Genomic DNA, 23,893 nt, shown 5'->3' with positions numbered 1-23,893 from the left:
CGGGCCTTCGCCCACATGGGATGACGGGTCCGGGGGGGCAACCCCCGGAGGTACCGCTCGTGGAGATGGCGGGAATCGAACCCGCGTCCAACGGTGCAGAACCAGGGCTTCTCCGTGTGCAGTCCGCTGCGCTTTTCTCGGCCCCGGAGATCACGCGGACAAGTCTCCGACGGGCTCAGTCACTGTTTGATTTCCCTCTGCACCCCGTGACCGGGTTCAGAGGTTTAGTTCCCTAGCTGATGCCAGGATCCGGGTCGGGAACAGCCCCGGGCTGACACTTCGCGAGTCGCTACTTAGGCAGCGAGGGCGAAGGAATCGCGCTTGGAGTTGGCGATTATTGGTTGCGACATATGGTTTACGAGATCATTGCCGCTTCCTCGACACGCTTCCCCTGCTTCGACATCCGCTGTCGAAACCGATCATCCCCATGTTGATTTATCAATGCCCCCGAAGGGGGCGCGCCTCTGCCGTGCGAGGCAGGTGCCATCGTACGTGACCAACGTACGACGGTGCCAGCGTATTCCCGGGGCGTCCCCCGGGTGTCCCCCGGGCGTCCCGGAGCCGGGCACGCTAGGTGTCAACGCCCGACCGGGCCGGTGTGTTCCCGGCCCCCGGACGTCACGCCCGCTGGCGGCGGCGCACCGCCGAGATGGCGCGCTCGGCCTCGCGCCGGTCCTGCTTCTCGCGGAGCGTCTGACGCTTGTCGTACTCCTTCTTGCCCTTGGCGAGCGCGATCTCGACCTTGGCCCGGCCGTCCTTGAAGTACAGGGACAGGGGCACGATCGTGTGACCCGTCTCCTGGGACTTGGACTCCAGCTTGTCGATCTCGACCCGGTGCAGCAGCAGCTTCCGCTTCCGCCGTGCGCTGTGGTTGGTCCAGGTGCCCTGGCTGTACTCCGGTACGTGCACGTTGTGCAGCCACGCCTCATTGCCGTCGATCTGGACGAAACCGTCCACGAGAGAGGCCCGCCCCTGGCGCAGCGACTTCACCTCGGTGCCGGTCAGCACCAGACCGCACTCGTAGGTGTCCAGAATGTGGTAGTCGTGCCGCGCCTTCTTGTTCTGCGCGATCAGCTTGCGCCCTTTTTCCTTAGCCATAGTGCCGCCATTTTCGCACTACGAGCCGCCCCCGAGGCCACTCAATACTGTGCGGGCCCGTTCCTCGGCACGATCGGGGGCCACCAGGTCCGGGGTAATGCCGCGGCCGTCGACGCTGTGCCCCGCGGGGGTGCGGTAGTGGCCGACGGTCAGCTCGGCGACCGAACCGTCGGGCAGGGGGCTCGGCATCTGGACGGACCCCTTGCCGAAGGTCCGGCTACCGACGGTGACCGCCCGGCCACGGTCCTTCAGGGCCCCGGCCAGCAGCTCGGCCGCGCTCATGGTGCCGCCGTCCACCAGCGCCACCAGGGGCCGGGCGGTGTCGCCGCCAGGGTCGGCGTACAGCGCCTGTTCCCTGCCGTGCACGTCGTACGTGGCGACGAGGCCGCCGTCCAGGAACGCGGAGGCCGCCGTGACCGCCTCGGTGACCAGGCCGCCGCTGTTGCCCCGCAGGTCCAGCAGGACGCCCGCGTCCGCCGGGGCGCCGCGGACCGCGTCCCGCACGCGCTGCCCGGCGCCCTTGGTGAACGCCGCCACCCTGATCCGCAAGGAGCCGTCGGCCAGCCGCTGCACGGTCACGTCCTCGGTGGCGAGCCTGGCCCGCCGCAGCGACTCGGTCCACGCGCGCGTGCCGCGCTGCACCCCGACGGCGACCACCGAGCCGGGCGGCGCGCCGTCCCCGCGCAGCAGGGCGACGACCTCGGCGGCGGAACGGCCGTCGACGGGGCGGCCGTCGACCGTGCGGATGCGGTCCCCGGCCTTCAGGCCCGCGCGGGCCGCCGGGCCGCCGCCCTGGACACGGGCCACCTCGATGCGGCCGTCAGCGGCACGCCGGGCGGAGAGGCCCACGCCCGTGTACCGGCCGTCCAGGGCCTGCTCGAACTCCTCGTACTCGCGCTGGTCGTAGACGGCACCCCACCGGTCGCCGCTGCGGCTGACGACCTCCTTGGCCGCCTTGGCACCGGACTTGCCGTCCGCCATCGCCTCGGCCGCCGCGCGGGCCAGCTCCCGCTGGTCGACCGGACCGCGCTCCACGCCGGGGCTCGCGGCGGCCCGGGTGACGGTACGGGTGCCCGCGTCCTCGCCGTCCTGGGGAAGGCAGTTGGTCACCGCGGCGGCGACGAGGACGGAGGCGAAGACGAATGTGAGGGCCGCCCCGCGGCTCCGTACGCCGCGGGGCCGGGTACAGAACTCGGGGCCCAGCATGGCGACCACTCTAGGACAAGCGAACGGCGCCGTACGGTTGTTGACCGCACGGCGCCAGGGGCGATCGTCACACCTTCAGATACTTGCGCAGCGCGATGGCGGCCGCCAGCGAGGGCATCAGCAGGCCGATGACCACGACGAGCGGCAGCACGGTGACCACCGCGTCCCAGCCGATGAAGTTCACCAGCGGCATGCTCTCGGCGAGGTTGAGCCCCGCGTCGATCATGAAGTACCGGCCCACCAGCAGCATCACGCAGGCCACCACGCCGCCCAGCAGGCCGGCGACGGCGGCCTCCATGATGAACGGCATCTGGATGTAGAAGCTCGACGCGCCGACCAGCCGCATGATGCCGGTCTCCCGGCGCCGGCTGAACGCCGAGACCCGCACGGTGTTGACGATCAGCATCAGCGCGATGACGAGCATCAGCGCCATGACGCAGAGCGCGGCGACGTTCATGCCCCGCATCATCTGGAAGAGGTTCTCCAGCGTCTGGCGCTGGTCCTGCACGGAGTGCACACCGGGCCGCCCGGCGAAGGCGGTGGCGACCACCTTGTACTTCTCCGGGTCCTTCAGCTTGACCCGGTACGACTCCTGCATCTGGTCCGGCGTGATGATGCTGGCGATGGCGGTGTCGCCGTACTGCTCCTTGTAGTGCTTGTACGCCTCGTCCGCCGTCTCGTGGTGGACCTTCTCCACGAGGTTGTCGAGCTTCTTGAGGTCGGTCTCGATCTCCTTCTTCTGCTGGGCGGTGACCGCGCCCTTGTCGCACGTTCCGCCGGCCGCGGCGTCGTTCTTGTTGCAGAGGTAGATCGTGACGTTGACCTTGTCGTACCAGAAGTCCTTCATCACGCTGACCTGCTCGCGCATGAGCAGCGCGCCGCCGAAGAGGGCGAGGGACAGAGCCACGGAGACGATGACGGCGAAGGTCATCGTGAGATTGCGACGGAGGCCGACACCGATCTCCGACAGTACGAACTGGGCGCGCATCGCGTGCGTTCAGCCTTTCCTTGCTAGTGCTGGTAGCCGCTAGTGCTGGTAGCCGTAGACGCCGCGCGCCTGGTCGCGTACGAGACGGCCCTTCTCCAGCTCGATGACCCGCTTGCGCATCTGGTCGACGATGTTCTGGTCGTGCGTCGCCATGATCACGGTGGTACCGGTGCGGTTGATCCGGTCCAGCAACTTCATGATGCCGACGGAGGTCTGCGGGTCCAGGTTGCCGGTCGGCTCGTCGGCGATCAGCAGCATCGGGCGGTTGACGAACGCGCGCGCGATGGCGACCCGCTGCTGCTCACCGCCGGACAGCTCGCCGGGCATCCGGTCCTCCTTGCCGCCGAGGCCGACGAGGTCGAGGACCTGGGGGACGGCCTTGCGGATCTCGCCGCGCGGCTTGCCGATGACCTCCTGCGCGAACGCGACGTTCTGCGCGACGGTCTTGTTGGGCAGCAGGCGGAAGTCCTGGAAGACGGTGCCGAGCTGGCGGCGCATGTGCGGCACCTTCCAGTTGGACAGCCGGGCGAGGTCCTTGCCCAGGACGTGCACCGTGCCGTGGCTGGCGCGCTCCTCGCGCAGCACCAGCCGCAGGAAGGTGGACTTTCCGGAGCCGGAGGACCCCACCAGGAAGACGAACTCGCCCTTCTCGATCTCGAGGGAGACGTCCCTCAGCGCGGGGCGGTTCTGCTTCGGGTAGGTCTTGGAGACGTTGTCGAATCGGATCACGGGTGCACCACGGTCGGCAGGGAGTAGGTGTGCGTGACCATACGCGACTGGGGATGCCGCGTGCAGTCGCCGTCCTGCCTTGCACCTTTTGTCGGGGTGAGGTACAAGCCCGAACCGGGGGTAATCCGGCGGGGCGCGCCTAAACTCTCCGGAGCTGGCACAGTGGGAGGGGGAACGGATGCGTTTCCCTGAGCGTTGTGCGGAGAGAACTGTGTGCACAGTCCGCGTCAGTGCACGGTCCGCGTCTGCGGCTCCGCCGCGCGGGAGGAGGAGAGCGCATGACCTATGACCGATTGGTGTGCGCCAACTGCGCGGCCCCCGTCAGCGAGGGCCGGTGCCCCGTCTGCCGGGCGAACCGGGAGCGTCTCCAGCAGGAGGGACCCTTCGGCGGGCTGAACCCGGTGGCTCTGCTGACGCTGCTGGTCATCCTGGTCGCGGCGGTGGCCCTGCTGGCCCACCAGACCGCGTAAGGCCCCGCTGTAAGCACGCTGTACGCACGGAGAGGGCCCGGGCGGCCATCATGGCCCGCCCGGGCCCTTCCGTCGCTCTACGGCACGTTACGCGGCCGTACGGCCACCGCCCACGAGGCGCGGCAGCATCCGGAAGCCGATGCCACCGGCGATCATCGTCGCGGCGCCAATGAGCAGGAACGAGGTCTCGGCGGCGCCGGTCTCGGCGAGCTCCTCCTTGGCCTGGCCCTGCTCGACCGGCTTCGAGCCGGCGGAGTCGGTGTCGGTGTTGTCGGCGCACTCGGCACCGCCGAGGTCGACGGTGCAGGTGCCGGCGTCGTCGCCGCCGGTGGCGGACCCGGCGGTGCCGCCCTGGTCGCCGCCGGTGCTGCCACCGTTGGTGGAGCCGCCCTGGTCACCGCCGTTGCTGCCGCCGGTGGCGGTGGAGCCACCGGAGTTGCCGCCGGAAGTGCCGTTGCCGCCGCTGTTGCCGCCGGAGTTGCCGTTCCCGCCGGAGTTGCCGCCGGAGTTGCCGCCGGAGTTGCCGTTGCCGCCGGAGTCGCCACCGCCGGTCACGGTGCCGCCACCGGTCGCCGTGCCACCCGTGGTCGTGTCACCGCCACCGGTCGCCGTGCCACCGCCGGTCGCCGTGCCACCGCCGGTCGCCGTGCCGCCACCGGTCGCCGTGCCACCCGTGGTCGTGTCACCGCCGCCCGTCGCCGTGCCACCGCCGGTCACGGTGCCGCCACCGGTCACCGTGCCACCCGTGGTCGTGTCGCCGCCACCGGTCACGGTGCCGCCACCGGTCACCGTGCCACCGGTGGTCGTGTCACCGCCGCCCGTCACGGTGCCGCCACCGGTCACCGTGCCACCCGTGGTCGTGTCACCGCCACCGGTCGCGGTGCCGCCACCCGCGGTCGTGCCACCGGCGATCTGACCGACGGTGTCGTTGCCGCCGTCCGTGCCGTCACCAATGCCGAGGCCGGCCTCCAGGCCGTTCTCGTCCGCCTCCGCCCGGACGCCGATACCGGCGACGTTGACGTCTATGCCGACCGCCGAGGCGGCGCCGGCCGCGGTCAGGGACGCTCCGGCCGCGATCACCGCGCCGGCTGCGATCCGCGCCACGCGGACCCGCGTCTTCTTGGTCATCTGCCTGCTACCCCCAGTAGCTGATTCGTCAGTGGAGCAGCGCTCGGGGCAGCGGACGCTGGGGGTCTTGCTCAGTTGCCCCCGATCACACGCGCCCCAGTCATGCGCATGCCGCGCGTCAGCTTTCCCAGTTTTCGTACAAGCGTCAAGGCGGTTGCGCGTGCGATGCCCGGAATGATCACACTTGCCTGGCCTGCAACGATGCAACTGTGACGTAAACGGCGAACACCGGCCTGCCATAGGCCGGTTTCCTTGTCGACAAAGCGAGGTGACGGCCAACGGGCCGCTTGCGTCAGCGAATTGGGCCGCGTACGCGAACGGCGCCGGACCGCCCGCTCGATGGGCTGTCCGGCGCCGGAACGCCGAGTGCTACTTCTCCTGCTGCTTCCGCCAGCGGATACCGGCCTCCAGGAAGCCGTCGATCTCACCGTCCAGCACCGACTGCGGGTTGCCGACCTCGAACTCCGTACGGAGGTCCTTGACCATCTGGTACGGGTGCAGGACGTACGAACGCATCTGGTTGCCCCAGGAGTTGCCGCCGTCGCCCTTGAGGGCGTCCATCTTGGCCTGCTCCTCCTGGCGGCGGCGCTCAAGGAGCTTGGCCTGGAGGACGTTCATCGCGCTCGCCTTGTTCTGGATCTGCGAGCGCTCGTTCTGGCAGGAGACCACGATGCCGGTCGGGATGTGCGTGATGCGCACGGCCGAGTCGGTGGTGTTGACGCCCTGACCGCCCGGACCGGAGGCGCGGTAGACGTCCACGCGCAGCTCGGACTCGTCGATCTCGACGTGGTCGGACTGCTCGACGACCGGCAGCACCTCGACGCCCGCGAAGGACGTCTGGCGGCGGCCCTGGTTGTCGAACGGGGAGATGCGGACCAGGCGGTGCGTGCCCTGCTCCACCGAAAGCGTGCCGTAGGCGTAGGGGGCCTTGACGACGAAGGTGGTCGACTTGATGCCGGCCTCTTCGGCGTACGACGTCTCGAAGACCTCCGTCGAGTACCCGTGCCGCTCGGCCCAGCGCAGGTACATGCGCTGGAGGCGCTCGGCGAAGTCGGAGGCGTCGACGCCACCGGCCTCCGCGCGGATGTTGACCAGCGCCTCGCGCTCGTCGTACTCGCCGGACAGGAGGGTGCGCACCTCCATCTCGTCGAGCGCCTTGCGGACGGAGGCCAGCTCCGCCTCGGCCTCGGCGAGGGTGTCCGGGTCGTCCATCTCCTCGGCGAGCTCGAAGAGGACGGCGAGGTCGTCGATGCGACTGCGCAGCGCCTCGGTCTTGCGCACCTCGGCCTGGAGGTGCGAGAGCTTGCTCGTGATCTTCTGCGCCGCCTCCGGGTCGTCCCACAGGGACGGGGCCGCGGCCTGCTCCTCGAGCACGGCGATGTCTGCCCTCATCCTGTCGAGGTCCAGGACGGCCTCGATCGACCCCATGGTCGAGGAGAGGGACTTCAGCTCTTCGGATACATCGACGACTGCCACGACACCAGCGTAACGGCTGCGTGCGACACCCCGGGCCCCCAGGCGGGCCCTAGGGCTGTGACGGGGCCGACTGCTTGGAGTCCTGGGGCGGGGCGCCCGGGTCGTCGTCGCTGGTCGCCACGTAGCCGCCGACCCCCGCGGCGGTGACGAGGGCGAGGGCGGCGATACCGAGGGTGAGGCGGCGCTTGCGGACGGTGCCGGACTTGTGGCGGGCGGAGCCGGGGCGGCGCCCGCCGGCCGGGCGGGGGGCGCGAGCGGTGCCGTGGGGACCGCCGGAGAGCTCGTCGGGGGCCGGGACGCGCATCGAGGTGTGGGTGTCCCGGTTGGAGTCGGTGGACGAGCCGGGGACCAGCGGGACGGCGGCCCGGCGCGGGGCGTTCGGGATGGTCGGGTAGGGGTCGTCCTCGTACGGCTCCGGGGCGGGCTCGGCGTCCGGCTCGTCGACGTCGAGCGGCGGCATGCCCGCGACGAGCGGGAGGAGGTCGTGCAGCCGGGCGGCGAGCTCGGAGGCGCGCAGCCGGGAGGCGGGCGCCTTGGCGAGGCACTGGACGATGAGCTGCCACAGCTCGTCCGGGATGCCGGGGAGCGGGACGACGGTCTCGGTGACGTGGCGGCGCAGGACGGCGCCGGGGTGGCCGCCGCCGAACGGCGTGAAGCCCGCGAGCAGCTCGTACAGCACCGTCGCCAGGGCGTAGATGTCGACCGCCGCGCGGGGCGGGAGCCCTTCGACGATCTCGGGGGCGACGTAGTCCGGCGTGCCGATCACGCGGGTGGACTTGGTGCGGCCCGGGGTGTCGATCAGTTTGGCGACGCCGAAGTCGGTGAGCAGGGCGGGGTGGGCGCCGCCGGGGCCGAGCGGCCCCTCCATGTCGAGCAGGATGTTCTCCGGCTTGACGTCGCGGTGGACGACCCCGGCGGCGTGCGCGGCCGCCAGGCCCTCGGCGACGTCCGCGATGATGGCGACGGCCGCCTCGGGGGCGAGGCGGCGCTCGCGGTCCAGCCGGGTGCGCAGGTCGGTGCCGCGCACCAGGTCCATGACGAGCGCGAGGTCGTTGCCGTCGACGACCAGGTCGCGGACGGCCACCACGCGCGCGTGGTCCAGCCCGAGCAGGGCGGTGCGCTCCTGGACGAAGCGTCCGACGAGTTCCTGGTCGGAGGCCAGGTCCTCGCGCAACAGCTTGATGGCGACGGGGCCCTCCGGGCCCTCGCCGAGCCACACCGTTCCGGCGCTGCCCCGCCCCAGGATCTGGTGGGCCGTGTACCGGCTGCCGATTTTCCGTGCCAAGACTGCTCCCTCAGCGGCTGGCGTTCCCGACCAAGTTACGCGGGCGCGGGCGCCGGTATTCACCTCCGAGGGGAAATCACCCCTCGGAAGTCGACAAATCGGCAAGGTTGCCGCCCGGAGGCCGGGTCACTGCCCGGACGGTGTGCCGGTGCCGCCGGAGCCGCCGGTGCTGTCGCCGATCTCCGAGATCCACCGGGACACCGTCGACACGCCGTCGCTGATGGCCTGCCAGTAGCTCTTGCCCTCGGCGATCCAGTCCTGGAGCGGGGTCAGCTCCCAGATGAGCCAGCCCGCCACGACGAACAGCACGATCGTGAACAGGCAGCCCTTGAGGCAGCCGAGGCCCGGGATGCGCATCGGGTTGGCGCTGCGCTGCCGGGGCTGGCGCGGCTCGCGTGGCGGGCGCGGGGCCGGCTGCTGGGGCTGCTGGGGCTGCTGCGGCGGGTGCGGCTGGTGGCGCTGCGGCGGGTACTGCTGCTGCGGGGGCGGCGGCGCGTACTGCTGACGCTGCGGCGGGCGCTGCGGCGGCCTCTGCTGCTGGGGCTGCGGGGGGTACGGCTGCTGGTGCTGCGGGGGCTGCTGGCGCTGCGGGCGGCGGCGCAGGGGGTCCTGGCCCGGGTCGAGGTACTGGACCTGGGTCTGCTCGTTGCGGTCCCGGGCGGCGCGCAGTTGGGTCTGCCACGGGTGCGGCTCCTCCGGCTGCGGCGGGCCGTCGGGGCGCGGGGGTACGGGCGGCATGACCGCGGTCGGGTCGGCCGCGCCCGCGCTGTTGGTGGGCATCACGCTGGTGGCGGCGTTGGGGTCGTACTGGCCCGCGTTGCTCGGCAGCACCTGGGTCGGGTCGGCAGCGCCCGGGGTCTCCGGGACGTGCGCCGGTGCCGGGTCGGGGGCGAGCAGGGCGCCCACGCCCTCGGCGGCCTCGATCTGGGCGGGCGTGGCGTGCACGCCGATGCCGGAGGCGACGGTACGCAAGGCCCGGGCGAGGTTCTCGGCGCTCGGGCGGCGCTCCGGATCCTTGCTGAGGCAGCGCTCTATGACGGTCCACAGGGGGCCGGGAACGGTCGAGGGTCGCCGCGGCTCCTCGCTGAGGTGGCGGTGCAGCACCTCCAGCGCGGTGCCGCCGGCGAACGGCGGGCGGCCGGTGACCAGCTCGTACAGCAGGATGCCGGCGCCGTAGATGTCCACGGCCGAGGTCTGCGGGCGGCCCTCGGCGGACTCGGGCGCGACGTACGCGGGCGTGCCGACGAATTCGTGCGTACGGGTGAGGCCGGGGCTGTCCGCGAGGCGCGCGATGCCGAAGTCGGTGAGCATCGGGTGCATCTGGCCGTCGCGCTCGGCGAGCAGCACGTTGGCGGGCTTCAGGTCGCGGTGGACGACGCCGTCTGCGTGGCTGGCGGCGAGCGCGTCGGCGATCTGGGCGGTCAGCAGGGAGGCGGCCACCGGGCTGAGGGGGCCGTTCTCCCGGATGTACCGGTGCAGGTCCGGGCCGTCGACCAGGTCCATGACCAGGGCGAGGAGGTCGCCCTCGACGACGAGGTCGCGGGTGCGCACGATGTTCGGGTGCGTCAGGCGGAGCAGGACGGAGCGTTCCCGGAGGAACCGCATCACCACGTCCGCGTCGTTCGCGAGCTCCTCCTTGAGGACCTTGATCGCGACGGTCTCGCCGGGCTGGCCCGGTACGGCCGCCTCGGCGCCCGCGGTCTCCCGCTGGCGGGCTCGCCAGACGGTGCCCGTGGCGCCGCGTCCGAGCGGCTCCTCGAGCAGGTACTTGCTGCCTACCGGCCGCACGTCATGCGCTCCCTGGATCGTGGTCCTTGCCTGGCCCGTGCCTCCCTCTCGGGCCCGCCCGGGTGTCCGACCCACTGTAGTGCCGCGGAGCGGCTCACCGGCGGGTCGTCTTCCGGTCCCGTTCGACCCTGCAAGACGCGTTCGAAGGGGACACGGTTGCCAGGGTGACATGAGCTGCGCCGGTCCACATGGTCCCAAGCCGTACGCAAGCAGGCGTTTTCATGATCGGGTGCGACCGATCAAGATCATTTCTGCCCGGGTCGGCGACGGGCTGTCAGTGGCAGGTGGGAGGATGCCTCCAGCACGGCCCATCGCGGGGTCGGGAGCCTCGTGGTCCGTGCCGACCTGACCGGACGACGCGTCCGTGGCGGGTGGGGGGCGAGCGAGACCGGCCATCCCCCTTCCCTGCCGGGCGCGCCGCGCAGAAGGGACCGCTGACGGCGATGCAGATCCGGCTGACCGTCCTCGCGGCGCCGCCCGGCGGCCAGGCCGCCGGGCGAGCCTGTGACGTGCTTGTCACCGCCCCGGCCGGGACCGCGCTGGCCGCCGTCGCGGGCGGGCTGGCGGCCGCCGTGTCGGGCGCCGACTCCTCGGGCGCCGTCGTGTTGTACGCGGGCGGGGAGCGGCTGGACGTCCAGCGCCGTGTCCTGGGCGAGCCGCCGCTGGTGGACGGAGCGGTGCTCTCGCTCCAGGTGCCCGGCGAGGACCGGGCGCCGCTGGACGGCGGGGCCGCGCGGCTGCACGTCGTGGCCGGGCCGGACGCGGGCGGGGTCCACCTGCTGCACGCCGGCCAGATCCGCATCGGCCGCTCCGCCGACGCCGACGTCCCCCTCGACGACCCGGACGTCTCCCGGCTGCACGCCGCGGTCACCGTCACCGAGAGCGGCCGGATCACGGTCGCCGACCTGGGCTCCACGAACGGCACCACCCTGGACGGCGCCGAGGTCGGCACCCGCCCGGTCCGCCTGGCGCCGGGCGCGCTGCTGCGGCTGGGCGAGTCGTCGCTGCGGCTGACGGCGGGCCCGCCCCCGCCGGACGGTGCCCCGCTGCCGACCACCCCCGACGGCGAGGGCCACCTCCGGGTGCCCCGCGCGGGCGCGGCACCTCCCCGGGCGGAGGCCGCCCCGACGGTGGGCGCCCCCGCGACCGGCACGGTGGGCGCCCCTTCGGCCGGCACCCCCACGGTGGGCTCGACGGTGGGCGCCACGGCCGCCGGCACTCCCGCGACCGGCACCCCCACGGTGCGCTCGACGGCCGGCACCCCCGCGGCCGGCACCCCCGCCGGCGGGGCCTCTCACGCACGGCTGCCGCGCCAGGGCGCCACGGCCGCCGGCCCCGGCGGGGCGCCCACGGGCCCGGACGGCACCGCGCCGGCCGCCGCGCACGCCCCCGACGGCACCCCACCCACCGCCGCCCCGCCCACCGGAAGCGCGCCGCTCGCCACGTCGCCGCTCGGCGGCGTGCCCCATCAGGGCGGCAGCGCCCGGCAGGCCACCCCGCCCCGTGGCACCCCCGTGGGCACCGCCCCGCACGCGACCGCCGCAGAGCCGCCCGTCGGCGCCGGAGAACCACCCGCCCCGCCCACCCGCAAGCGGGGCATAGGCGCATGGGCGCGGCGGTTCGCGGGCGGTGGGCGGGGCGACGAGGCGGTGCACGCGCCGGAGGGGCCCGTCACGGCGGCGCTCGCGGGCGGGGCCGTCCGGGAGACCTGGCCCGACCCGGCGGCCGTGCTGCTCACCGCGCTCGGCCCGGGACCGCGCCTGTGGGAGCGGGGCCCCGGCCACCCGGAGGCGCTGGTCGTGCGGCTCGGCACCACCGACCGGGCCGACCTGGCCGCCGTGCCCGTCACGGTGGGGCTGCGCGAGGCCGGTTCCCTCGGGCTCGCCGGGCCCCGGTCGCGGCTGCTGGGCCTGACCCGCTCCGTCGTGGCGCAGCTCGCCGCGCTCCACGCGCCCGACGGCCTGGAGATCGTGCTGATCAGCGGCGCGGGCCGGAGCCGCGAGTGGAGCTGGCTCGGCTGGCTGCCGCACGTGCGCCCGGGCCACGGCCAGGACTGCCGGCTGCTCCTCGCGTACGACCGGGAGCAGGCCGCCGCCCGGGCCGCCGAGCTGACCCGGCGGCTGGACGACGGGCCGCTCGGCCCCGGTTGGGCGAGCGCCGACCGCAAGGCCGTCGCCCGGGCCGCCGAGGAGCACGACGCGGCGTACGGCACGCGCACGGTCGTGATCGTCGACGGCGACCCCGGCTCCGCCGCGCTGCGCGAGACGACCGCCCGGCTCGCCTCGGCGGGCGCGGCGGCCGGCATCCACCTCGTCTGCCTGGCCGAGACCCCGGCCGCCTCGCCGCTGTCGCCGGTCGCGGCGACGTACGAGACCGCGTGCGCCGCGTCCCTGGCGTTCCGCGAATGCGGGGCCGTCGCCCTGCTGTCGGGCGACGTGGCGACCGCGCTGCGCCTGATGCGTACGGCCGGCGGGCAGCCCGCCGGTCACGGCACCGTCGGCACGGTCGACGCGGTCTCGGCCGCCTGGGCCGAGCGGTTCGCGCGGGCGCTCGCCCCGCTGCGGGCGGACCGCGCCGAGGGCGCCGAAGCCGGGGGTGCCGTGGGAGCAGCGCCCCGCCCCGCCTCCGTACCGCTGCCCCCGTCGTCCCGGCTGCTGGACGAGCTGGGGCTGGCCCGGGCCACGCCCGCGTCCCTGATGGCCCGCTGGGCCTCGGCCCCGGACGGCACCGCCGTGCTGGGCACCGGCCCGCGCGGGCCCCTGGCCGTGGACCTCACCGCGGAAGGGCCCCACCTGCTGGTCGAGGGTCCGGCCGGCAGCGGCCGCACCGAGCTGCTGCGTACCGTCGCCGCGTCCCTGGCGGCCGCGTCCCGCCCCGACCGGCTGGGCCTGCTGCTCGTCGACGGCGCGGGCGGCGGGCGCGGCGAAGGGCTCGCGCCCTGCACGGAGCTGCCGCACGCCACCGAGCACCTGGTGGCCTCCGACCCGGTGCGGATGCGGGAGTTCGCCCAGGCGCTCGGGGCGGAGCTGAAGCGCCGCGCGGAGCTGCTCGGCCGGCAGGAGTTCACCGAGTGGCACACCCAGCGGGAGGTCGCCGACCGCATGGTCGGGCAGCGCCCGCCCGCCCCCGGCGACCTCGACACCCCGCCCTCCGGCACGCTGCGGCTGCGCCCTGCCGCCCGTACCGCCGAGGACGAGGTTCCGCCGCCGTTGCCGCGCCTGGTCGTCCTGGTCGACGACTACGACGCGCTGGTCGCGCCCGCGCTGGGCAGCCCGGGGCGTCCCGCGGCCGGTTCGGTGGTGCGGGCGCTGGAGGCCGTGGCGCGGGACGGCCACCGGCTGGGCGTGCACCTGGTGGCGGCGTCCGCCCGGCCGGACCGCACGGCCGACACGGAGCTGGCCCGCGCGGCGCGGCTGCGCGTGGTGCTGGACGCCCCGCCCGCCTCCCCCGGGCCGGACGTCCCGGCGCCGGGGCGCGGCCGGCTGGGGCATCCGGACGGCCGGGTGACGCCGTTCCAGGGCGGCCGGGTCACCGGGCGCATCCCCCGTACGGCGACGCAGCGGCCCACGGTGGTGCCGCTGGAGTGGGAGCGGATGGGCGACCCGCCGGCCCGCCGCCCGGTGCGGGAGCTGGGCAACGGCCCGACGGATCTGGCGCTGCTGGCCAGCGCACTGGAGCGGGCGGCCCGCTCGGTCGGGGCGACGCCGCTGCCCCCGCTCACCACGCCCCAGCACCAATGAGCGGGCGCTGACGGGACGTCACGACCGGATCACGATCCCCGAGTTGACACGGAAGGCGGTATTGCGACCCCCGTACGCCCGGCGTAGACCTGACGGACGGGACGCGTACGCGCACGGAAGAGACGGGGCAGTGATGCGCACAACTCTTCGGACACGCAGGACACGCTGGACACGCACGACCCGCAAGGCGCCCAGGGCCGCCGCCGCGCTGGCGGCCGCCTGTGCGCTCGCCCTCGCCGGCTGCGGCGACGGTGACGGCGGCGGGGGCGGCTCCGAGCCGGACAAGGACACCAGGACCGGTGGGGCGACCGTTCAGTTGCCCAAGCTGGACGGTCAGAAGGTCCAGGTCGTGGCGGTGTGGACGGGCCCGGAGCAGGAGGCGTTCACCAAGGTCCTCGACGAGTTCGAGAAGCGCACCGGGGCGGAGGTCGCGTACGTACCGACACAGGACGCGATGCTGAACTACATCGGTACGAAGATCGCGGGTGGTGCCCCGCCGGACGTCGCGATGCTCCAGCAGGTCGGAGCGCTCCACCAGGCCGTGGAGCGCAAGTGGGCCAAGCCGGCCGGCGCCGGGGCCAAGGCGCAGTTGGCCAAGAACTACTCCAAGGGCTGGCAGGACCTCGGGGCGGTGAACGGCACCCAGTACGGCGTGTACTTCAAGGCGGCCAACAAGTCGCTGATCTGGTACAACACGGCCGTCTTCGAGAACGCGGGCGTGTCGGAGCCGAAGACCTGGAAGGAGCTGCTCACCACGGCGGAGACGGTCTCGGCGTCCGGCGTGACGCCCTTCTCGGTCGGCGGCGCGGACGGCTGGACGCTGACGGACTGGTTCGAGAACGTCTACCTCTCGCAGGCCGGGCCGGAGAAGTACGACCAACTGGCCAAGCACGAGATCAAGTGGACCGACCCGTCCGTGAAGCAGGCCCTGACCACCCTCGCCGAGCTGTTCGGCAAGCCGAACCTGATCGCGGGCGGCGCGGCGGGCGCCCTCCAGACGGAGTTCCCGGCATCCGTCACGCAGACGTTCACCGGCGGCGACCAGCCGAAGGCCGGGATGGTCTTCGAGGGCGACTTCGTCTCGATCAACATCGCCCAGACCGAGGCGAAGATCGGCGAGGACGCGAAGGTGTTCCCGTTCCCGGCGGTGGGGTCCGAGGCGCCCGTGGTGACCGGCGGGGACGTGGCGGTCGCGCTGACCGACAAGCCCGCGACCCAGGCGCTGCTGACGTTCCTGGCGTCGCCGGACGCGGCGGCCATCTGGGCGGCCGAGGGCGGGTTCATCTCGCCCAACAAGTCGCTGGACCCGGCGGCGTACCCGAACGACGTCCAGCGCGGCATCGGCAAGGCGCTGATCGCGGCGGGCGACGACTTCCGCTTCGACATGTCGGACCAGATGCCGCAGTCGTTCGGCGGGACGCCCGGCAAGGGCGAGTGGAAGGCGCTCCAGGACTTCCTGAAGAACCCGAAGGACATCGCGGGTACGCAGGCGAGGCTGGAGGCCGACGCGGCCAAGGCGTTCAAGGGCCAGAGCTGACGCCATGGCGGCGCCGACAGCGGGGGGCGCGGCGAGCACGTCGCCGGCGCCCCCGGGTTCACGCAAGAGCGTCACCGGCACCCGCAAGCTCGTCGCGGCCGGCTTCCTGCTGCCCGCGCTGGTGCTGCTGGGCGCGCTCGTGGTCTACCCGATCGGGTACTCGCTCTACCGGTCCTTCTTCGACCAGGCCGGCAGCGGCTTCGCCGGGCTGGACAACTACGTCGAGATCTTCACCGACGACACGATCCTCACGGCCGTCAAGAACAACGCCGTCTGGGTCGTGGTCGCGCCGACCGTCGCCACCGCCCTCGGCCTGATCTTCGCGGTCCTGACGGAGCGGGTGCGGTGGGGTACGGCGTTCAAGCTGATCGTCTTCATGCCGATGGCGATCTCGATGCTGGCCGCCGGGATCATCTTCCGGCTGGTGTACGAGCAGGACCCGGACCGTGGCGTCGCCAACGCCGTCTGGGTGGGCGTGCACGACACGTTCGCCGAGACGGCCGGCTACCCCAAGGCGCGGCCGCTGGGCGTCCACCCGCTGAAGGCTGCGGGCGGCGGGGCGTTCATCACCAAGGAGCCGGTGCGGGCGGGGACGCCCGCCAGGCTGCCGCTGATCGGCGTGGCGCCCCCGGACATGCCGGGCGACGCCGAGCCGGCGAAGGCGCCGGAGCCGTCCGGCGACGCGGTGTCGGGCACGGCGTGGCTGGACTTCACCCGGGGCGGTGGCGGCACGTCCAACACCATCGACGCCAAGGAGCTGGGCCTGAAGGGCCTGAAGGTGGAGGCGGTGAAGGACGGCCGGGTCGTCGCCACGGCGACGGCGGCCGCCGACGGCACGTTCTCGCTGCCCGAGGAGGCGGACGGCGCGTATCTGCGGCTGCCGGAGAGCAATTTCCGGGAGCGGTACAACGGCGTGGACTGGCTCGGCCCGTCCCTGGTCACCCCGGCCATCATCGGCAGTTACGTCTGGATGTGGGCGGGCTTCGCGATGGTGCTGATCGCCGCCGGCCTGGCGAGCCTGCCGCGCGAGCTGCTGGAGGCGGCCCGGGTGGACGGCGCCAACGAGTGGCAGGTCTTCCGCCGCGTGACGGTCCCGCTGCTGGCGCCGGTCCTCGCGGTCGTCCTGGTCACCCTGATGATCAACGTCCTGAAGATCTTCGACCTGGTGTTCATCATCGCGCCCGGCTCGGTGCAGGACGACGCGAACGTGCTCGCGCTCCAGCTCTACCGCTCGTCGTTCGGCACGGACGCGCACCTCGGCGTGGGCAGCGCCATCTCGGTCCTGCTGCTGTTGCTGGTGATCCCGGTGATGTTCTTCAACATCCGGCGCATCCGGAAGGAGACCCGGCGATGAGCGAGCGGCCGAAGGCGTCGGTGGCGGCGCGGATCGCGGCGCGGACCGGTGGCGGGGTCATGCGGGTGTTCCTCGTGCTGGTCGCGCTGTTCTGGCTGATGCCCACCGTCGGCCTGCTGCTGTCCTCGCTGCGCGACCCGGCCGACATGAACGCGAGCGGCTGGTGGACGGTGTTCACGGCGCCCGCCCAGCTCACCGCCACCAACTACGCGAACATCCTGGAGAACGACACCATCACCGGTTCGCTGCTCTCCACGGTCCTGATCACCGTGCCGGCGACCGTCCTCGTCGTCGTGATCGGGTCGCTCGCCGGGTACGCCTTCGCGTGGATGGAGTTCCCGGGCCGGGACTGGTGGTTCCTGGTCGTGGTGGGGCTGCTGGTGGTGCCCGTGCAGGTGGCGCTCGTACCCGTGTCGAAGCTGTTCGGCGCGGTCGGGATCTTCGAGACGACGCTGGGCGTCGTGCTGTTCCACGTGGCGTTCGGCCTGCCGTTCGCGATCTTCCTGCTGCGCAACTTCTTCGCGGAGATCCCGCGCGAGCTGCTGGAGGCCGCCCGGCTGGACGGGGCGGGTGAGATCCGGCTGTTCACGCGGGTGGTCATGCCGCTCGGCGGCCCGGCCATCGCCTCGCTCGGCATCTTCCAGTTCCTGTGGGTGTGGAACGACATGCTGGTCGCGCTGATCTTCGCGGACTCCGAGTCGCCGCCGATCACGGTGGCGCTCCAGCAGCAGGTGCGGCAGTTCGGCAACAACGTGGACATCCTGGCGCCCGGCGCGTTCGTGTCGATGGTGATACCGCTCGCCGTCTTCTTCGCCTTCCAGCGGCAGTTCGTCTCCGGTGTGATGGCGGGTGCGGTCAAATGAGGTACGCGGCCGTCCCCCGTATGCCACGGCGGGCGTAACCCGGTCGGTTCATCCGACGTTCCCGGGCCATGCCCCGGTTCAGCGTCATCGTCCCCGCGTACAAGGTCCAGGCCTATCTGCACGAGTGCCTGGAGTCGGTGCTCTCCCAGTCCTTCGAGGACCTGGAGCTGATCGCCGTGGACGACTGTTCGCCCGACGGTTGCGGGGCGGTCATCGACGAGTTCGCCGCCCGCGACCGCCGGGTCGTCGCCGTGCACCTGTCCGAGAACGCCGGGCTGGGGCCCGCCCGCAACGCGGGGCTCGCCCGGGCGACCGGCGACTACATCGTCTTCCTGGACGGCGACGACACCTTCGTACCGGGCGCCCTCCAGGCCATCGCCGACCGCCTGAAGGAGACCGGCTCGCCCGATCTGCTGGTCTACGACTACGCCCGCGTCTACTGGTCGGGCGAGACGGTGCGCCACGAGTTCCGCAGCCACCTCTCCGAGGCCGGCCCGGCGCCCTTCCCGCTGACCGAGCGGCCGGGGCTGCTGAAGGTGCTGATGGTGGTGTGGAACAAGGCGTACAAGCGGGAGTTCGTCGAGCGGGAGGGGTTCACCTTCCCGCCCGGCTTCTACGAGGACACCCCCTGGACGTACCCGGCGCTGATGGCCGCCGGGTCGATCGCGACGCTCGACCGGGTCTGCGTCCACTACCGCCAGCGCCGCACCGGCTCGATCCTGCGGACCACCAGCCTGAGCCACTTCGACCTGTTCGAACAGTACGAGCGGGTCTTCGCGTTCATCGACTCCCGCCCCGAGCTGGCGCGCTGGCGGCCGGTGCTGTTCCGGCGCATGGCGGACCACTTCACGTCCGTGTTCTCGGCCCGGGGCCGGCTCCCGCGCGGCTCCCGCGCCGACTTCTTCCGCCGCGCCCGCCGCCACTACCGCCGCTTCCGCACGCGCGGCGCCACGCCCAAGTTCACCACCCGGCTGCGCCACGCCCTGGTCCGGCTCGGCAGCCACCGCACGTACCGCGCCATCACGGCCGCCCGCGCGCACCTGAAGCGGACCGGGCGGTACGCCTCCTCCAGCGCCCGGGCCCTGCGCGGCGCGCTGCTCCAGCTCCACTACAAGGTCCAGCTCTGCCTGCCGCTCCGCGAGGACCGGGCGGTGTTCGCCGCCTACTGGAACCGCGGCTACGCGTGCGGCCCGGCCGCCATCGAGGAGCGGGTGCGCGAGCTGGCCCCGCACGTGCGCACCGCGTGGGTGTGCGGGCCCGAGCACTTCCACACCGTGCCGCCCGCGACGCGCAGACTGCGCCCGGGGTCGGCCGCGTACTGGACGGCGCTGGCCCGCTCCAAGTACCTGGTGAACAACGTCAACTTCGACCGGCGGCTGGTCAAGCGGCGCGGCCAGCTCCTGATCCAGACCCAGCACGGCACACCGCTCAAGCACATGGGCCTGGACCTCCAGTACCGGCCGGCGGCCGCGCGGGACATGGACTTCGCGCAGTTGCTGCGCAACATCGACAAGTGGGACGCGGTGGTGTCCGCCAACCGGCACTCCAGCCTGGTGTGGGAGCGGGTCTACCCGGCCGCCTACCGCATGCTGGAGTTCGGCTCGCCGCGCAACGACGTCTTCCACCGGACCACCGCCGCCGAGGTCGCCCGGCTGCGCGAGTCGCTGCGCATCCCGGAGGGCCACACCGCGATCCTCTACGCCCCCACGCACCGCGATTACGTGCGCCCGCAGCCGCCGCTGGTGGACCTGGAGCGGCTGCTGCGGGCGCTCGGCCCCCGGTACGTGGTCCTCGCCCGCCCGCACCCCACGCACGGCGCGCCCTTCGCCGCGACGGGCAGCCCCCGGCTCATCGACGTGTCGGAGCATCCGTCCGTCGAGCAGCTCTGCCTGGCGTCCGACGCGCTGCTGACGGACTATTCGTCGCTGATGTTCGACTACGCGGTGCTCGACCGGCCGATCGTGGTGCACACCGAGGACTGGGCGGCGTACCAAGCGGCCCGTGGCACCTACTTCGACCTGCGGGCCTTCCCGCCCGGCGCGGTGGCCCGCACGCAGGACGAGCTGGTCGACATCTTCGCCTCCGGCCACTGGCGCGGCTCGCGCTCGGCGCAGTTGCGGGCCGCGTTCCGGGCGCGCTTCTGCCCGTACGACGACGGGTACGCGGCCGAGCGGGTGGTGCGGCACCTGTTCCTGGGCGAGGACCCGGGGGCCCTGCCGCCCGTCGTCCCGCTGGAGGAGCGCCGCCCGGCCCCGTCGCTGGGCGGGGCGGGGGCGGTCCTGTTCCCGGCGCCGCGCTAGCCCCCCGGCGCCCGCCGGCCTCCCGGCGCCGCGCTAGCGGGAGCCGATCAGCGCCTTGGCGGCCCGGCGCACGGGCCCCCGCTGCACCACGGGGCCCAGTAGCCTGCCCGCCACTCCCCCGGGCCGCCAGCGGAGCTGCAACCGCCCCGCCTCCCGCCCCTCCGGCTCGACCGTGACGCGGTGGCGCCCCGCCCCGGGCACCTCGAAGGGCGCGAAGTCCAGGGGCGCGAGCAGCACCCCGGTGTTGCCGGCGCGCCCGTCGGTCACCTCCAGCACGGGGTGCCGCACGCCATGGAAGCCGTGGGCGGGCAGCGGGGCGGCGGCCACGTCGAGCCGTACGGCGCCCTCGAAGACGCCCCGCCCCGCCGGGTCCATCCGCAGCGGCACGGTCAGCCGCCGCCCGCCCGGCGAGACGTGCACTCGCGCCGGCAGGGGGGCGAGCGGGAGGCGCCGCCCCGGGTCGTAGGTGCGCAGCCGCAGCTCGACGGCGCCGTCCTCGCCGCGCCCCACGCGGGTGATCTCGTGCCGGAACCGGGCGGATCCGAAGGGGCAGCCCACCAGGTCCAGTTCCGTCAGGTCGAGGTCGGCGCGGCCGGCCGGTGTGCGGGGCGGTTCGCTCCCCCAGTACGTACGCCCGTCGCCGTCCGTGACCGTGCGGCGGGGTCCGACGCCCTGGCCCAGCCCCCGGGCGGCGAGCCGGGCCTCCTCGTACCGCCCCTCGCGCAGCAGCCCCACCACGACCCGCTCGTCGCGCCGCATGCGCCCGAAGGCGGCGGCGGACAGTCCCGCCAGGTACGGGAGCACCTCGGCCGCGAACTCCTCGACCCATGCCGGTTCCCGGTAGGGCAGGTCACCGGCGTACAGGCGGAGGTCGTGGGAGAGGAACTTGTGGTCCTTCTCCTCGCGTACCGCCGCCGACACTCCCTGCTCGGCCAGGAAGTCGTCGATCAGCCGCGCGATCGTCACCCGGTCCCGCACGTTGGAGATCAGATGCCGCCGGTTGGAGATGGTCGCGGCGTCCGCCGCCGCATAGGGCGCGATGTACCAGCGGTAGACCGGTTCGGTGATGACGGTGAAGCAACGGGCGAGGGTGTAGGCGCGGGCGGAGAAGAGCTGGTCCTCGTAGTGGACGTCCTCGGGGAAGCGGAGGGCGTGCCGGTCCAGGAACTCCTTGCGGTACATCTTGTTGGTCGACAGCGGCTCGAACAGCAGCCGTGGCTCGTCCTCGATGCCCCGGACCGTGCGGCGCCGGGCGAAGAGGTGCGCCATCCACGGGGAGACGTCGCCCGTGTCGGTGCGCACGCGTTCCACCGCGCCCATCGCGAAGTCGACGTCCGCCTCGGCGTGCGCGGCGAGCAGCAGTTCGCAGGCGCGCGGCGGGAGTTCGTCGTCGCTGTCGAGGAACATCAGGTAGGGCGCGCGGGCGGTCTCCAGGGCACGGTTGCGGGGTGCGCCGCAGCCGCCGCTGTTGCGCTCCAGCCTCACCACCCGGATGCGGTCGTCGCGCTCGGCCAGCTCCGCCGCGACCTGCGGGGTGGCGTCGGTGGAGTGGTCGTCGCTGATGACGATCTCGATGTCCCGGTGGGTCTGGGCGCGTACGGAGGCGACGGCGCGCGGCAGCCGCTCGGCGTCGTTGTGGACGATGACGGTGACGGTCACGTCGGGGAAGGCGTTCATGGCCGCGCGGCCTCCTCGGGCGTGGGGGCGGGGGTACGCCGCTCCAGCGGCAGGACCGGCGGCAGGCTCTCCTCGCCCTCGCCGAGGAAGACGCGGCGTACGACCCGCTCGGCGGCGCGCCCGTCGTCGTACTCGCAAAAGCGCAGCCGGAAGTCGTGGCGCTGCTTCGCGGCCGCCTCGTCGCACCAGGTGCCGTCGCGGAGGATGCCGGTGAGCTCGTCCTGGCTGCGGGTGACGTGGCCGGGCGGCTCGGCGGTGATGTCGAAGTAGACGCCGCGCGTGGCGGTGTAGGTCTCCCAGTCGTCGGTGTGCAGCACGATGGGGCGGTCGAGGTTGGCGTAGTCGAACATGATCGACGAGTAGTCGGTGATCAGCGCGTCGGAGGCCAGGGCGAGTTCCTCGACGGGGTCGTAGCCGGTGACGTCCAGGACGCGGTCGTGGCGTACCGGCGCGGGCAGCCGGTCGTGGAAGTAGTGGCCGCGCACCAGCAGGACGGTGTCGTCGCCGAGGTCGTCGGCGAGCCGGGGCAGGTCGAGGCGGGGGGTCCAGCGGCTGCGGGCCTGGTAGTCGCGGTGCGTGGGGGCGTACAGCAGGGCGCGGTGGCCGGGCTCGATGCCGAGCTTGGCGCGGGCGGTGCGGACATCGGCGGCGGTGGCGCGGTAGTGGATATCGTTGCGGGGATAGCCGTAGTCGAGGGACCGGTATCCGGCGGGGTAGGCGCGCTGCCAGGTCTCGGTGGAGTGGCTGTTGGCGGACAGGCTGTAGTCCCAGCGGTCGACGCGCTCCAGCAGGGCTTCGAGGTTGAGGCCCTGGGCGGCGGCGGGGTGGTCGCGCTGGTCGACGCCCATGCGCTTGAGCGGGGTGCCGTGGTGCGTCTGGAGGTGGACGGCGCCGGGGCGTTTGACGACGCTGTTGGGGAAGTTGACGTTGTTGACGAGGTACTTGGCGCGGGCGAGGACGTCCCAGTAGCGGGGCGTGCCGGGCACGACGTGGTCGGTGCCGGGCGGCAGCAGCGGGACGCGGTCGGGGTCGGCGATCCAGACCTGGCGGATGTCGGGGGCCAGTTCGGCGAGTTCGGCGGCGATGGCGGCGGGGTTGCAGTGGACCCCGCGCCCCCAGTACGCGGAGAAGACGGCGAGGTCCTCGTCGATGCTCCGGCGCAGCCCGCGGCGGTAGCGGTGGCGGGCGCGGGCGGCGGTCACCTTCTCGGCGCGGGTGGCGGCCCCGGCCCGGACGGCGCGGCGCTTGTCGTTGGCGATGCGCAGCAGCCGGTAGGCGAGGTGGGCGCCGTGGCCGAGGAGGGCGTGGCGTACGCCGTCGAGGCCGCCGGGCCGCTGGTGGCCCTCGGGGCGGAAGCGGGCGGTGTGGCGGGCGGCGCGCCGGAAGTACTCGGTGAGGAGGGCGGGCGGCAGTTCGTCGCGCCGGGCGAGGGTGGCCAGGTAGTCGCCGACCATCAGGTCGTAGAGCCGGGTGCGGAGGGCGGTGGGCGCGGCGGCGGCGTGGGCGAGCTGGTGGAGGCGTTCGTACTGGCCGAAGGCGGCGAAGTGCTGCTCGGGTCCGGCGGCGCGCCGCTGGCTGGGGCGGTCCTTGTGGCGGATCAGGCCGACGGCGGTGGTGGCGGTGATCCGCCGGGCGAGGAGGAGGACGGCGTACGAGAGGTAGAGCTCGTCGTGGCCTTCGGTGCCGATCAGCTCGGGGTGTTCGGCCAGCAGCCGGGCGCTGATGAGGCGGTTGCCGAGGAGCGGCGCGGTGTCGAGGAGCGCGGGGCGGGCGGCGAGGGTGGTGGGGCCGGGAGTGGCGGCGAGGAGGTCGGCTCCGCCGCTGGGCACGGCGTCGTCCCACCAGTGGGCGTGGTGGTGGTCGAAGAGCAGCACGTCCGGCGGTGCCGGGAGGGCGCGGAGGCGGGCGCTGAGGCCGGCCGCCGCGCCGTCGGGAAGCCGGTCGATGGCGGGGTGCAGGAACTGGAGGTGGTCCCCGGTCGCGGCGTGGGCGGCGGCGGCCCGGGCGGCGGCGGCCGGGGCGCCGGGGGCGACGGGCACGAGGGTGACGCGCGGGTCGCGCAGCTCGTGGTGGGCGGCGAGCGCCCGGGCCGGGTCGTCGGTGTCGGGGACGGTGACGACGATGTCGAGGTCGGGCGGGGTCTGGGCGGTGACGCTGTCCAGGCAGGCGCGCAGCCGGCCGAGCGGGGCGGGGCCGGAGACGATGACGCTGAGTGTGGGCATGGGCGGGCGGTCCTTCTGGAGCTTGCAGAGGT

General features: G+C 73.4%; 16 protein-coding genes and 1 other RNA gene. 6 read left to right on the top strand and 11 right to left on the bottom strand.

Annotated elements, in window-relative coordinates; all coding sequences use genetic code 11:
- Positions 1-57: 57 nt before the first annotated feature.
- The 5 genes from ssrA to ftsE form a co-directional block, all read right to left on the bottom strand.
- Positions 58-427: a transfer-messenger RNA gene (gene ssrA / locus ACZ46W_RS26810) on the bottom strand.
- Positions 428-618: 191 nt separating this feature from the next.
- Complete coding sequence (gene smpB, locus ACZ46W_RS26805; RefSeq protein WP_468342463.1) at positions 619-1,098, bottom strand: SsrA-binding protein SmpB; 480 nt, start codon at positions 1,096-1,098, stop codon at positions 619-621.
- Positions 1,099-1,116: 18 nt separating this feature from the next.
- A complete protein-coding gene (locus tag ACZ46W_RS26800; protein WP_468342458.1) occupies positions 1,117-2,304 on the bottom strand; it encodes a S41 family peptidase in 1,188 nt (395 codons plus the stop codon).
- Between the two features lie 67 nt (positions 2,305-2,371).
- Positions 2,372-3,292: a permease-like cell division protein FtsX gene (gene ftsX / locus ACZ46W_RS26795; RefSeq protein WP_468342455.1), complete on the bottom strand. Its 921-nt coding sequence runs from the start codon at positions 3,290-3,292 to the stop codon at positions 2,372-2,374.
- Positions 3,293-3,331: 39 nt separating this feature from the next.
- Entirely contained in the window at positions 3,332-4,021 is a 690-nt protein-coding gene (ftsE, locus tag ACZ46W_RS26790) for a cell division ATP-binding protein FtsE (protein WP_064072157.1), read from the bottom strand.
- 278 nt (positions 4,022-4,299) lie between these two features.
- Between ftsE and ACZ46W_RS26785 the strand changes: the two genes are divergently transcribed.
- Positions 4,300-4,491, top strand: coding sequence for a hypothetical protein (locus tag ACZ46W_RS26785; RefSeq protein ID WP_366131234.1), 192 nt, complete (start codon positions 4,300-4,302; stop codon positions 4,489-4,491).
- Positions 4,492-4,578: 87 nt separating this feature from the next.
- Here the strand turns inward: ACZ46W_RS26785 and ACZ46W_RS26780 are convergent, their stop codons facing one another.
- The 4 genes from ACZ46W_RS26780 to ACZ46W_RS26765 all read right to left on the bottom strand — a co-directional run bounded on the left by ACZ46W_RS26780 (position 4,579) and on the right by ACZ46W_RS26765 (position 10,168).
- Complete coding sequence (locus ACZ46W_RS26780; RefSeq protein WP_468342451.1) at positions 4,579-5,619, bottom strand: hypothetical protein; 1,041 nt, start codon at positions 5,617-5,619, stop codon at positions 4,579-4,581.
- A gap of 369 nt (positions 5,620-5,988) precedes the next feature.
- Entirely contained in the window at positions 5,989-7,095 is a 1,107-nt protein-coding gene (gene prfB / locus ACZ46W_RS26775) for a peptide chain release factor 2 (protein WP_468342449.1), read from the bottom strand.
- A 49-nt stretch (positions 7,096-7,144) separates the two neighbouring features.
- Complete coding sequence (locus tag ACZ46W_RS26770) at positions 7,145-8,380, bottom strand: serine/threonine-protein kinase (RefSeq protein ID WP_468342446.1); 1,236 nt, start codon at positions 8,378-8,380, stop codon at positions 7,145-7,147.
- A 126-nt stretch (positions 8,381-8,506) separates the two neighbouring features.
- Positions 8,507-10,168, bottom strand: a complete 1,662-nt coding sequence (locus ACZ46W_RS26765) for a serine/threonine-protein kinase (RefSeq protein WP_468342443.1) — start codon at positions 10,166-10,168, stop codon at positions 8,507-8,509.
- 443 nt (positions 10,169-10,611) lie between these two features.
- Between ACZ46W_RS26765 and ACZ46W_RS26760 the strand changes: the two genes are divergently transcribed.
- The 5 genes from ACZ46W_RS26760 (at position 10,612) to ACZ46W_RS26740 (ending at position 19,962) form a co-directional block, all read left to right on the top strand.
- Positions 10,612-13,908: an FtsK/SpoIIIE domain-containing protein gene (locus ACZ46W_RS26760; protein WP_468342441.1), complete on the top strand. Its 3,297-nt coding sequence runs from the start codon at positions 10,612-10,614 to the stop codon at positions 13,906-13,908.
- Between the two features lie 133 nt (positions 13,909-14,041).
- The gene (locus ACZ46W_RS26755; RefSeq protein WP_468342438.1) at positions 14,042-15,445 is read left to right on the top strand and encodes an ABC transporter substrate-binding protein; all 1,404 of its coding nucleotides are present in this window, start codon (positions 14,042-14,044) and stop codon (positions 15,443-15,445) included.
- A gap of 4 nt (positions 15,446-15,449) precedes the next feature.
- Positions 15,450-16,799, top strand: coding sequence for a carbohydrate ABC transporter permease (locus ACZ46W_RS26750; protein ID WP_468342435.1), 1,350 nt, complete (start codon positions 15,450-15,452; stop codon positions 16,797-16,799).
- Positions 16,796-17,662 carry a carbohydrate ABC transporter permease gene (locus tag ACZ46W_RS26745; RefSeq protein ID WP_468342432.1) on the top strand — a complete coding sequence of 289 codons (867 nt, stop codon included), beginning with the start codon at positions 16,796-16,798 and terminating at the stop codon, positions 17,660-17,662. The genes ACZ46W_RS26750 and ACZ46W_RS26745 overlap by 4 nt, the downstream gene beginning before the upstream one ends.
- A gap of 68 nt (positions 17,663-17,730) precedes the next feature.
- The gene (locus ACZ46W_RS26740; protein ID WP_468342429.1) at positions 17,731-19,962 is read left to right on the top strand and encodes a bifunctional glycosyltransferase/CDP-glycerol:glycerophosphate glycerophosphotransferase; all 2,232 of its coding nucleotides are present in this window, start codon (positions 17,731-17,733) and stop codon (positions 19,960-19,962) included.
- A gap of 33 nt (positions 19,963-19,995) precedes the next feature.
- On the opposite strand, the gene ACZ46W_RS26735 is transcribed toward ACZ46W_RS26740, so the two are convergent.
- Together ACZ46W_RS26735 and ACZ46W_RS26730 are read right to left on the bottom strand one after the other, a co-directional pair.
- Positions 19,996-21,639: a glycosyltransferase family 2 protein gene (locus tag ACZ46W_RS26735; protein WP_468342426.1), complete on the bottom strand. Its 1,644-nt coding sequence runs from the start codon at positions 21,637-21,639 to the stop codon at positions 19,996-19,998.
- A complete protein-coding gene (locus tag ACZ46W_RS26730; RefSeq protein ID WP_468342424.1) occupies positions 21,636-23,861 on the bottom strand; it encodes a CDP-glycerol glycerophosphotransferase family protein in 2,226 nt (741 codons plus the stop codon). Before ACZ46W_RS26730 ends, ACZ46W_RS26735 begins: the two co-directional genes overlap by 4 nt.
- Between the last annotated feature and the right edge of the window lie 32 nt (positions 23,862-23,893).

It is taken from the genome of Streptomyces sp. NPDC031064 (genome assembly GCF_055570965.1).
The sequence above is the reverse complement of the archived record's forward strand: the minus strand, read 5'-3'. Positions and strand labels throughout refer to the sequence as shown.

Excerpts from the sequence above, each read along its gene's own strand:
- smpB (WP_468342463.1), bottom strand. The coding sequence starts at position 1,098 with ATGGCTAAGGAAAAAGGGCGCAAGCTGATCGCGCAGAACAAGAAGGCG.
- ACZ46W_RS26800 (WP_468342458.1), bottom strand. The coding sequence starts at position 2,304 with ATGCTGGGCCCCGAGTTCTGTACCCGGCCCCGCGGCGTACGGAGCCGC.
- ftsX (WP_468342455.1), bottom strand. The coding sequence starts at position 3,292 with ATGCGCGCCCAGTTCGTACTGTCGGAGATCGGTGTCGGCCTCCGTCGC.
- ACZ46W_RS26785 (WP_366131234.1), top strand. The coding sequence starts at position 4,300 with ATGACCTATGACCGATTGGTGTGCGCCAACTGCGCGGCCCCCGTCAGC.
- ACZ46W_RS26780 (WP_468342451.1), bottom strand. The coding sequence starts at position 5,619 with ATGACCAAGAAGACGCGGGTCCGCGTGGCGCGGATCGCAGCCGGCGCG.
- ACZ46W_RS26760 (WP_468342441.1), top strand. The coding sequence starts at position 10,612 with ATGCAGATCCGGCTGACCGTCCTCGCGGCGCCGCCCGGCGGCCAGGCC.
- ACZ46W_RS26755 (WP_468342438.1), top strand. The coding sequence starts at position 14,042 with ATGCGCACAACTCTTCGGACACGCAGGACACGCTGGACACGCACGACC.
- ACZ46W_RS26750 (WP_468342435.1), top strand. The coding sequence starts at position 15,450 with ATGGCGGCGCCGACAGCGGGGGGCGCGGCGAGCACGTCGCCGGCGCCC.
- ACZ46W_RS26745 (WP_468342432.1), top strand. The coding sequence starts at position 16,796 with ATGAGCGAGCGGCCGAAGGCGTCGGTGGCGGCGCGGATCGCGGCGCGG.
- ACZ46W_RS26740 (WP_468342429.1), top strand. The coding sequence starts at position 17,731 with ATGCCCCGGTTCAGCGTCATCGTCCCCGCGTACAAGGTCCAGGCCTAT.
- ACZ46W_RS26735 (WP_468342426.1), bottom strand. The coding sequence starts at position 21,639 with ATGAACGCCTTCCCCGACGTGACCGTCACCGTCATCGTCCACAACGAC.
- ACZ46W_RS26730 (WP_468342424.1), bottom strand. The coding sequence starts at position 23,861 with ATGCCCACACTCAGCGTCATCGTCTCCGGCCCCGCCCCGCTCGGCCGG.